The following is a 6,680-nucleotide window of genomic DNA, read 5'->3' on the forward strand; positions in this document are numbered from 1 at the left end:
CCCCCAGCCAAGAAGCCCTGAGACCGTTCCTACAGCGGTGCCTGTAGCGATACCCCCAACAATGGCTGGAATGATCACGGTTGTAAAAAAGGCGGCATGACTTTGTTGCGGTGTGATGCTGACTAATGCTCCTACTAAAGCGAGAGAAACCAGAGGGCGATTGATTTTGCGGTGTGTTTGTTGTATTTCCATTTCTTTCCTTTCTTCTTGTAAAACGATTTTTGCACAAAGGGTGCGACTTTAGACTGGAAAATTTCTGTTGCATTTACGAATTAAGGTTATAAATATGTAGTATCTATAACCAATGCTCAATTTTTATCAAATTAAGGTAAATAAATATAAAACTTAACGAGATTAAAAAGCAAAAATGCCGAAAGTTGTTACTGGAGTGTGTAAAAAGGTAAAATTGGAGGCGTTTAAAAAAACTTCTCCCAGATCGTGCCTTGTGGGGTGTCCATCAAAGCGATTTTTTGTTTCAAAAGCTCTTCTCTGATGCTATCGGCTTTTAAGAAATCTTTTTGCTCTTTGGCGCGTTTTCTTTCTTCTATCTTGTTTTCAATTTCTTGTTTTTCGCTTTCACTCACGCCTAATTGGAAATAGGTGCTAGGGTCTTTAAACCCGATGCCAAGCAGTTCTTCTATGAAATTCAAATTCGCTAAAATTTCGCCCTTTAGAGCCTTGTTTTTAGGGTTTTGATCCAGTTTTTCATTAGTGGAAGAAAGCATGCTTTCTAAAACGCTCAACGCTTTAGAAACGTTTAAATCATCTTGCATGCATTCTAAAATTTCTTTTTTAAAGTCTGGATTGATTCCTCCAAGAGTCCCTAAAACGCGCTGTTTTAAGCGATAGATTTTATCCAAGCGTTTTTTACTCACCAACAAGTCTTCTTCATTGAAATTCAAAACAGAGCGGTAATGCACCCCTAGTAAGTAATTGCGCAAAATTTCGCCATCATAGTTTTTGAGAGCGTCTTTAATAAAAAAGCTATTGCCTAAACTTTTAGACATTTTTTCGTTATTGATATTCACAAAGCCGTTATGCATCCAGTATTTGGCGAGCTCCACGCCAAAGGCGCAACGGGTTTGGCACGCTTCATTTTCATGGTGGGGGAACAACAAATCCGCTCCGCCCGCATGAATGTCAATTTGATAAGGGGTGTTAGCGAGTGCTAAAGTTTTAAAAACCATGCTAGAGCATTCTATATGCCAGCCAGGGCGCCCTTTGCCTAAAGGGCTATCAAAGCCCACATCATTATCCCCCTTATAGCTTTTCCATAACACAAAATCCTGCTCAAGCCGTTTTTCTTGCACCAAACCAATACGGCCAAATTCAACGCTGCTGTTATGCACGCTCAAAGAGCCGTAATCTTTATCCTTGCTCGTGTCTAAATAAATATCCCCATTAGAGACCTGATAAGCGATATTTTTTTCTAAAAGCGTTTCAATCATGCTTACCATAGCGTCTAAATACTCGCTCGCTTTAGGCTCTAGGCTGGGTTTTTTCACATTCAAAGCGTTCAAATCCCTCGTGTAAGATTCAATATAAATGCTGCTTAGTTCTTGAATGCTTTTGTTTTCTTTTAAGGCTTTGTTGATGATTTTATCGTCAATATCCGTGAAATTCCTTACTAGCACCACTTCATAGCCGCTCAATTCAAGCGTCCGCCTTAACAAATCAAAAGCAATCGCGCTCCTGGCATGCCCTAAATGAGCGTCATCATACACCGTAGGCCCGCACACATAAATATTCGCCTTTTTTCCAACTAAAGGCTCAAAAGGGACTTTTTGTTTTAATTTGGTATCATAAATAAACATTTAAAAACCTTGAAAATAATAAAATAAATATAAATGTGTAACCCACGATTTGAACGCTAAGAGTAATAAGATTTCCGCGCAAGCGAGGAAAAGAATTACAAGCCATGATTTCAAATTTTTAATTATACCCAAGAATGCTTGAAAGCCAAACGCTTTTATCGTTAAAACAAATAAAAATAACCCGCTCAAACTATTCGCTAAAGCCAAGCCTAAAACCCCTAATAAAGGCATTAAACTCAAAGAAGCCGCTAAACCTAAAAAAAGCGAAATTAAAGAGATTTTAGCCGCTTTTTTTTGTTCTAATTTCGCATAAAGCCACAAAGAAAAGAGTTTAGTTAGCCCAAAAGGGAGCAAGCCTAAAAGATAGAGCGAAAAGACTTGCGAAGTGATTAAAGTGTCTTTAGGGCTAAATTGCCCCCTTTCAAATAAAAGCTCGGTGATTTCTTTGCTTAACATGATCCCCCCAATGCTGCAAAGAAGCAAAACCCCCACCAAAAAAAACCACGCCTTTTGCAAGCGCTCTAAGATTAAATCCTGCTGGTTGTTTTTAATGGCGATCGCAATGCTAGGGAAAAGGGCTGTGGATATGGCGATGGCAAATAAAGCTAAAGGGAGCTGGAAGACTCTATTAGCGTAATACAAATAAGACACACTCCCGCTCGCCAGAAAAGAGGCGATCGTGGTGTCTAAAAAAGAAGCGATCTGAGCGCTAGAATTGCCTAAGACGCTAGGGAGGAATTGCTTGAAAAACCCTTTTAGATCTTTTTTAGCCCTTTTAGAGCGGTATTCTTTTTTGAGCGCGTTTTTAGTCTTAAAGCTCAAAAATCCTTTCCACAATAAATTCAATAAGCCCAATTTGACTAAAGGATAAAAATGCAATAAAATTTGAGCCACGCCCCCTAAAAGCACGCCATAGCTCAAATAATACAACGCTTCTAAATGCGATTTGTCTTTAGAAATCAAAAGGGCTAAAATCATGCATAAATTGAGTAAGCTTGCGCTATAAGCGCTGGCAAAAAAGCTGTGTTTGTATTGCAAGAGTGCGCCTAAAAAAGTGGTAATGAACACCAACAAAAGATACCAAAAATTGATCGCTACAATAGGGGCGCATCGTTTGAGCGTTTCTTCATCAAAGCCGTAAGCGAGGAGTTTGGTCAGCCATAAGGGGTTTAATGCCACTAGTAAGCACCATACCAATAAAACGCCACCAAAAATAAGCCCCACCAAACTCGCAAAGCTCCCCTTAATGGAACTTCGTATGAAGCTCGGTAAAAAGCTTTGTGAAAAAGAGCCCTCCGCAAAAATACGCCTGAATAAATTAGGCAATTTGAAAGCCACAAAGAAAATATCGCTATACACCCCAGCCCCTAGAATGTTAGCCATCATCAAATCCCGTAAAAAGCCAAAAATCCTAGAGCATAAAATCCCTAAGCTATTGGTTAAAAATATTTTTTTTAGCATACTAGTCGTATTTATTACCTAATTTTCAGCGTTTTTTTGTTAGCATATTCCTTTTTTCAAATTCTTATATTATACCATTTAAGGATTAAAAAATGAGCTTGGAGCATTTTGCCCCTATAAAAGTTGAGCGGTGTAAAGACATTCAAAAAGAATTAAAAAAAGCGGCCGCTGAAAATAAATTACAAACAGAAGATCTGTGGTTTGAGATTTTAAAAACTTCTATTTTTATCAAAAACAGCGCTAAAGACGATTTTAGTGAGGCTTTTGGTGGGGAATTGCAACAATTAGAAGAAGATGAATACTATGAAAAAAAAGAGCTAACCCTTTATCAAACCCACGACATTAAAATCAAATCAAACGCTTATAAGCGCTTTTTTGAAGTGGAAGTGGATGAAAATTTGAGTAAAATAGAAATCATTCTAGACGAGTGTTTTATTGTCCTAGACACTGAAGAGCATTACCAAGAAATGTTTGCGTATATTAAAGAGCGTTTAGCCTTTGAGGGCGTGGTGTTTCGCCACTTTCCACAAATGTATGAAAATTTAAAAACGGAATTAAGAGAATATAAAAAAGAAGCCCAAAATAAGAGCTTTATTTTATACGCTTCTCCAACCTTTATCCCTAATGTAGAAGAACAACCCCATTTTTTATTAGAAGAAGAATACCTTCCAACCCATACCATTTTTTTAAGCGATCAAGAAGAATCGTTGGTTAAAGAAAATGATTATATCGCTAAAGAAAATCAAAAAGTCGCTTGCGTTAATTACCCCAAACAAGGCAGAGACGGCCGTAACCTTAAAGGCCTTTATATTGAATTGCCTAAAGTTGCCAATTCGCCCACCCCTATAGGGCATGACAAAAACGCTTTTGAAGAAAGAGAAGAAAATAACGCTTTAGTGTATTACTCCAAAGCCTTACAAGGGGTTAAAATGGAAAAAGGGCGTTTGGTTTCTAAGCAAAATTTTATTTTTAAAAACGGGATCAAGTCCATTGAAACGCCTAATCTTTTAGGGGGAGTGGAAAGCGGGCTGGTTTTAGAGATTCAAGCTAAAGACGAATTGAGCGATGCGATCGATTCTAACCTCATTTTAGAAGCGAGCGCGATTAACATTAAGGGCAATGTGGGCAAGAATGTGATCTTAGTGGCTAAAGAAATTACTATAGAGGGGCAAATCCACCCTGAAAGCTATGTCTATGCCAATAAAGCGCGTATCACTAACCATAAGGGCGTGTGCTACGCTAAAGAGTTTGAGTGCAAGTATTTAGAGCGCGCTAAGGTGTATGCCAATAGCGTTAAAGTGGAAGCGAGCGCGGGGAGCGTGGTCTATGCGAAAGAAATCGCTTTAGAAAAGCTTAAAAGCGATAACAAGCTGTATTTTTCCAAGCAATGTTTGATTGATGAGGTAGATGGCAATGGCAACCGCTTTATTTTTTACGCTTTTGGGGGGCGAGAAAATCAAGAGGAATTGAAAGCCGCTAAACAAAAACTCAATGCATTAGGGTTAAAATCCAAAAAAATCATCGCTCAGCACCAGTCCTTAAACCATTTAGTCAAAAACCATCAAGCCATCATGGAAAAGCTTAAAAACGCCACTGAAGAGATCAAACGCTCTTTAATGCAACAAGAAAGCGTGAAAGACGCTTATAGCGAGTTTGTGTTTGCTTTAAAGCGTTTGAAAATCTTAAAAGCCCAAATGCTAGAATTGCAAAAAATCAATAACGAATGTTACGCTAAACTCATTAGCATAGAAAACAGCTTCCAGCATGCAAGCGTTATGACTAAAAACCCTTTCAAGCAAGAAAATATCGTGATCTACCATCGCAATTACCCTAAAGTGAGCAACTTAAGCGCCATGCTAAGCCATAATGAAAGCGTGAATGTGATCTATGAAGATCACAAAATCAAAAAAGTCCCTAAAAGCGCGATAAAAGGCTAGAACAAGAGATAAAAAAGGGATAAAATGATAGTGGGTTTGATAGGGGTTGTGGAAAAAATCTCTGCTTTAGAAGCGCATATAGAAGCGCAAGGGGTGGTTTATGGGGTGCAAGTTTCTATGCGCACTTCCGCTTTGCTTCAAGCGGGTCAAAAGGCGCGTTTGAAAATCTTACAAGTAATTAAAGAAGATGCGCATCTTTTATACGGGTTTTTAGAAGAGAGCGAAAAAATCCTCTTTGAAAGGCTTTTAAAAATCAATGGGGTAGGGGGGCGTATCGCTTTAGCCATTCTTTCAAGCTTTTCGCCGAATGAATTTGAAAACATTATCGCTGCTAAAGAAGTCAAAAGACTCCAGCAAGTCCCAGGCATTGGCAAAAAGCTCGCTGATAAGATCATGGTGGATCTCATTGGCTTTTTCATTCAAGATGAAACAAGCCCTGCGCGCAATGAAGTCTTTTTAGCCCTAGAGAGTTTGGGCTTTAAAAGCACCGAAATCAATAAAGTGTTAAAAACCCTAAAACCCAATCTCAGCATAGAAGCAGCGATTAAAGAAGCCTTACAACAACTGTGCTCTTAAAAAAGGTTTTTAGTATTCCATCACTAAAAACCTGGCAAGCAGTTAGAAACGAGCACAAAAAGCAAGCTTTAGCAACAACACGCTTAAAATCATTGAAGAGCTTAATAACGGCGTCAAACAAGCGAGCGAAGAAATCAAAGAGAAAGCGTTTGATTTTTCTAATGAAAAACTCACTAACGATCAAATCAAAGCGCTATTAAATAACGCAGAAATCCCTACAAGCGGGAGAGATGCGATCACTTTTGGAACTAATAACCTAAACCCTGAAATTGTTGAATTTCTACACAAAAACAACAAGAAAATGATTATAGAAAAAGCCTCTAACAAAGAATTAGAACTTTTAGCTGACGCTAACTTTAAACACCCTAAAAACATAAGAGCGAGTTTAGATCATGATGCTATCGCTCATATACTCAAAAGGCATGGCGTTAATTCTGTTAATGTTAGGAATGGAGAAATCCCTATTACTTACGAAGATATAGCTAATTATAGATATATCGTTAATAACGCCGATGCAATTCTTAGAACTTTAGACAAATACGATCAAGAAGCTATAACGGCGTTTAAACAAGTTAATGGCTATGCGGTAGTGGTAGAGCAAGCGATCAATAAGAAAAATGAATTAGTTTTAAAAACAATGTTCAAGAACAATGGGAGTTATAAAAATAATGAAGTTTATAAAGAATTTTCAAGCACCTCACTCAACGCTGATGCGAAGGTGTGCCATAGGTTGAGTTCCTATAGTGGTGCTACAGAGAATCCTACACAAAAACCCCTAAAAAGTCAAGAGGATTTATCAAAAAATACAGAATTACATAACAAAACCACACAAGAAGCTAAAAATTTAAGCCCTTTAGAACAAGCCAAAGCCGAAAAGCTTGCGAAGTTACAA

The 6,680-nt window shown here is 38.1% G+C and carries 6 protein-coding genes; 3 read left to right on the plus strand and 3 right to left on the minus strand.

Features of this window, described 5'->3' with window-relative positions; all coding sequences use genetic code 11:
• From DV63_RS16470 to murJ, 3 genes are all read right to left on the minus strand, one after another.
• The coding region (locus DV63_RS16470; RefSeq protein WP_020982486.1) for a vacuolating cyotoxin family protein at positions 1 to 192 on the minus strand (192 nt) is incomplete at its 3' end.
• A gap of 224 nt (positions 193 to 416) precedes the next feature.
• Complete coding sequence (gene cysS, locus DV63_RS16475; RefSeq protein WP_000471339.1) at positions 417 to 1,814, minus strand: cysteine--tRNA ligase; 1,398 nt, start codon at positions 1,812 to 1,814, stop codon at positions 417 to 419.
• On the minus strand, positions 1,815 to 3,275 hold the full coding sequence (gene murJ / locus DV63_RS16480) for a murein biosynthesis integral membrane protein MurJ (protein ID WP_000913579.1): 1,461 nt from the start codon (positions 3,273 to 3,275) through the stop codon (positions 1,815 to 1,817).
• Positions 3,276 to 3,367: 92 nt separating this feature from the next.
• Between murJ and DV63_RS16485 the strand changes: the two genes are divergently transcribed.
• The 3 genes from DV63_RS16485 to DV63_RS16495 all read left to right on the plus strand — a co-directional run.
• Entirely contained in the window at positions 3,368 to 5,212 is a 1,845-nt protein-coding gene (locus DV63_RS16485; RefSeq protein WP_000051023.1) for a FapA family protein, read from the plus strand.
• A gap of 24 nt (positions 5,213 to 5,236) precedes the next feature.
• The gene (gene ruvA, locus DV63_RS16490; protein WP_000635081.1) at positions 5,237 to 5,788 is read left to right on the plus strand and encodes a Holliday junction branch migration protein RuvA; all 552 of its coding nucleotides are present in this window, start codon (positions 5,237 to 5,239) and stop codon (positions 5,786 to 5,788) included.
• A 301-nt stretch (positions 5,789 to 6,089) separates the two neighbouring features.
• Positions 6,090 to 6,680 (plus strand): DUF3519 domain-containing protein (locus DV63_RS16495; RefSeq protein WP_020982482.1); only part of this gene is annotated, 591 nt, incomplete at its 3' end.

Origin of the sequence: Helicobacter pylori FD535 (assembly GCF_000296015.2) — a bacterium.
GTDB classification, from domain to species: Bacteria; Campylobacterota; Campylobacteria; order Campylobacterales; family Helicobacteraceae; genus Helicobacter; species Helicobacter pylori_CT.

What these genes read in the sequence shown, in the direction of transcription:
- cysS (WP_000471339.1), bottom strand. Translation starts at nt 1,814, where the DNA reads ATGTTTATTTATGATACCAAATTAAAACAAAAAGTCCCTTTTGAGCCT.
- murJ (WP_000913579.1), bottom strand. Translation starts at nt 3,275, where the DNA reads ATGCTAAAAAAAATATTTTTAACCAATAGCTTAGGGATTTTATGCTCT.
- DV63_RS16485 (WP_000051023.1), top strand. Translation starts at nt 3,368, where the DNA reads ATGAGCTTGGAGCATTTTGCCCCTATAAAAGTTGAGCGGTGTAAAGAC.
- ruvA (WP_000635081.1), top strand. Translation starts at nt 5,237, where the DNA reads ATGATAGTGGGTTTGATAGGGGTTGTGGAAAAAATCTCTGCTTTAGAA.